This window comes from Chitinophaga sp., assembly GCF_035564935.1.
Classification (GTDB): domain Bacteria; phylum Bacteroidota; class Bacteroidia; order Chitinophagales; family Chitinophagaceae; genus Chitinophaga.
The window spans coordinates 1-3526 of record NZ_DATMTE010000372.1 but is presented as its reverse complement, the minus strand read 5'-3'; the positions used below and the strand labels follow the sequence as shown (position 1 = coordinate 3526).

General features: G+C 49.0%; 1 protein-coding gene. It reads right to left on the bottom strand.

What is annotated here, in order from left to right; all coding sequences use genetic code 11:
* Positions 1-101: 101 nt before the first annotated feature.
* Positions 102-3386: an Ig-like domain-containing protein gene (locus tag VN105_RS09885; protein ID WP_325640344.1), complete on the bottom strand. Its 3285-nt coding sequence runs from the start codon at positions 3384-3386 to the stop codon at positions 102-104.
* Positions 3387-3526 lie beyond the last annotated feature (140 nt).

The following is a 3526-nucleotide window of genomic DNA, read 5'->3' as shown; positions in this document are numbered from 1 at the left end:
CCTTTTATAGAGCGTAATGCGTAACTGGTTGATAACCAAATGTAAGAAGCCAGCCCGTTTTCACGGACCGGCTTCTTTTTGCATGGTTTTTTCAAAAAAGCTTAATGGTTAATGAGAATCTTTGTTACCTGTACCTGCCCGCCCGATTGTATCCTCAGGAAATAAATACCCGATGGCAGCTGGTCAACAGCGATGGTCCTGTAGTTCCTGCCTTTTACCAGCGTAGTTCTGCCCTGGTAACGAACCCGGCCCTGTACGTCTACCAGCGCCACACTGGCATCGCCGCTGCGTGGCCAGTCGAGCCAGTATTGCAGCTGGTGGCCAAATATGCACCATAACAACTTCAGCCAGAGATCTTTGTTGGTAACCAGTACCATCTTAACCGGGCTGTACCTTATAGTGCTATCCAAACCGGTTATTTTTAAACGGTAAGCAGAAAATCCGGGCCACGGCCGCTCATCATAGGAGATATAATCAGATCCCTCCGTACTGCTGCCCCGCGCCATCACCGTATCTACCGGCTCATAGGTCCGGAGGTTCCGGGAACGCTCTACCACAAAATTACTGCTGTTGATCTCGTAAGGAGTATGCCAGCTAACCAGTACCTTACCCCCGTCTGCCTTTGCGTCAAAGTTTTCTACGGGCAACGGGTTGGCCAGAATGCCCAGGTTATAGCGGCTCAATACCGGGTAGTGATCCGTGGTAGTGGTACCATAACTGCTCACCAGCCCTGCCACCTGGGTCTGTATCCGTGCAGATGCCGGCAAATAAGCAACCCTCACTTCGTTGGAACTGATCACATTATCTATCACCGATGCATAACTCACGGTGGAACGCTGACCGGATAAACTTAATGGCAGCGTAAGCGGCCGGTAATTAATACTGTCGTTGATAAAGTCGATATAAGAAGTGGTGGTATCCGGCAATAATTCTGTAGTAATCGTTTTGGACAGATCATCATTGAAATCTCCCAGCATAATAATATTACTATATGGATATTGCAGGTCCAGCGTGTCTTTCAATTCCTTCAACCCGTCCTTACGCCGGTTCCATGAGGCAATTTTTTCGGCTTTTGTGCCTGTATTAGCCTTCGCATGTAGTAAAATAAACCGGATCCGGGCGGAATCATTGCCCAGTTTCGCTGTAGCTTCCATTTCATAAGGGAACCTGCCGGACGACCAGTTATAGTACGCATTACTGCTGCCGCCCTGTCTTAATATGCCATAGGCACTGATTTTGCGGATTACAGCGGTTTTATATACAAATGCCAGTTTCTGCGCGGATACATAATCAACATCTGTAGTGCTGTCGGCATAAGAGCCAAAGTCCGACAATATATAGCTATACCCCGGTAACTGGCTTACCACTGCGCGGAAACGGGCAGTATCCACTACCTCTGCCAATGCAAAAATGTCCGCATCCAGCTTTTTAAGGACAGTGGTTACATTTGCCTGCTGCAAACTGTCGTTGGCCGGGTTTTGAGCCGGGCTGCCAAACCATTCTATGTTCCAGTTAACCACTTTTAATGATCGCAGTGAAGTACCGCTAAGCACAACAGAATGGCCGGGGAACCCGGTGGAATTAAATGTGAGGTTGCCGCTGTAAGCCTGATCAGCAGCAGTGGGTGCAAACCTCACCCATACTTCTTCCGGGCCTTCAGCCAGCGCTGCAGCAGTAAAAGTTACCTGGCTGCTGTAGCTGCCACTACTATCTGCCGATACCTTGAAACCGGCAGGAGCATTTATCTTCAGATCCCCGGTAAAATCATTGGCCCAGAAACGGATGCGTTGGGCTTCCGAGGTTTGCCCGGATTTCACATAATCAAAATCAATGGCGGCCGGGCTGCTGTTCAGGCTTGGCGCCGGTGCAGCAGTGGTATCAGTAATACTGAAATCATCAATTGTCCATCGTGCGGCCTGAACTGCAGGTCCGGAGGTATAAACAAAGGCGACATAAACTGCAGGTTGCTTGTAGGCAGCGAGATTAATACCGGAAGATAAAGTCCATACATCGCTGCCGGTCTCAGGGAAGCGGCCGTTCAGCGTTGTCCAGGTGGCGTTGCGTGGATCACCGCTGCCGGAATAATTGGTGGAAACACGCAAACTGAGCGCCGGTCCGGTAAACGCGGTACGGCTATAGAATTGTAACAACGGGAACTGCATCCCGGTGAGGTCGAATGCAGGAGATACCAGCCAGTCTTCATTTTCAACAGCCCCTCCGCTGTAACCGTTTATCTGTACACCATTGGTGTTTTGCCGACCGAAATTGGTGCAGCCCCAGAGCTGCGCACCTGCCACACTGTATTGTATAAATCCTCCGCTCAACTGGTTGTTGCCAACCGGCGTACAGTCGTTGAAGTTATAGTTCAGTTCCTGGTTTCCGGTGGTAAAATGCCATTGTGTGGTATCTGTAATTCCCGTAAATCCGTTATCCGACAAGTCCTTCACAGCCCCGCTATCCAGCATGATATAATAATGCTGGCGGGGTTGCAGGATTTGTTTCAGTGTAAGTACGTTATTATTGATAACAACTGCACTGCCGGTTACAGGGAAACTGTCTGTTATTCCGCTGTTACTGTTGTGCAACCTGATATACCCGATGCCCGCTTTTATATTTTCGCTGAAAGTTATTTCGGGAGATGTAACAGGCGATACATCTACGGCTGCGTTAGCCGGTTCCAGGGAGCTGATTACCGGTGGCGTGGTATCCCGTCCACTTCCCGCTGCCGAGATATTGTCAACCGCAAATCCCGGCCTGGAGCCTGCCCCGCTGATCTGCCGGTTTACCCAACGCAGTTGCACCACCGCCTGGTTACTGCATTCCGGTGGCAGCGTTATCAGCACATTTACCAGGTGTTGCGGTAAGGTAATACCGGAACCTGTTTGCTGGATAGTGTCGTTCTGGTAAGCAGTTTCACCAATACTGGTAAAGGTACCGGTAACGCCTGTACGATATTGTACAACTACTTCATTGATCCTGGTGTTGGAGTTACCATCGTAAGGATTCCTGATGGTCATAACGTCGTAGCTTAAACGTACATTTTGCTGACCGCTGGTATTAAGAGACAATACCAGTGAATTGTCGGCGCTGCCGCTGTTTAGGAAACCCAGTTTGCCGGCATAGTTATAAACACCATTTGCAGTAGATGATGCGCTGCCGCTTATCAGTGGTTTGTCCGAAGCAGGGGCTGCCGTATTAAAACTGCCGGATGGACTGCCGCTGAGCAGCCATCCCTGCCATCCCGCCGGGTATACCGTAGCAGATGACGGCAACGCGTCGAAATTCTGTTCATAAGGCAACGGCTGTGCCCCTGGATTGGTTTGGGCGCTCACAGTGCCACAAACAAGAGAAGCAATAAGTAGTAAAGAAAGTAGAGGTTTTTCCATAGTAATTTTTAAAAAATTGGGGAATCAGATTTCGGTACAATAAATCTACTGAATAAACCGCTGCCCCGGATTTTTTAAATATGATTATTTTGTTAATTTGACGGGAATCTAACATGATCTTTTTTTATATTCGTTTTGAG

What these genes read in the sequence shown, in the direction of transcription:
- VN105_RS09885 (WP_325640344.1), bottom strand. Translation starts at nt 3,386, where the DNA reads ATGGAAAAACCTCTACTTTCTTTACTACTTATTGCTTCTCTTGTTTGT.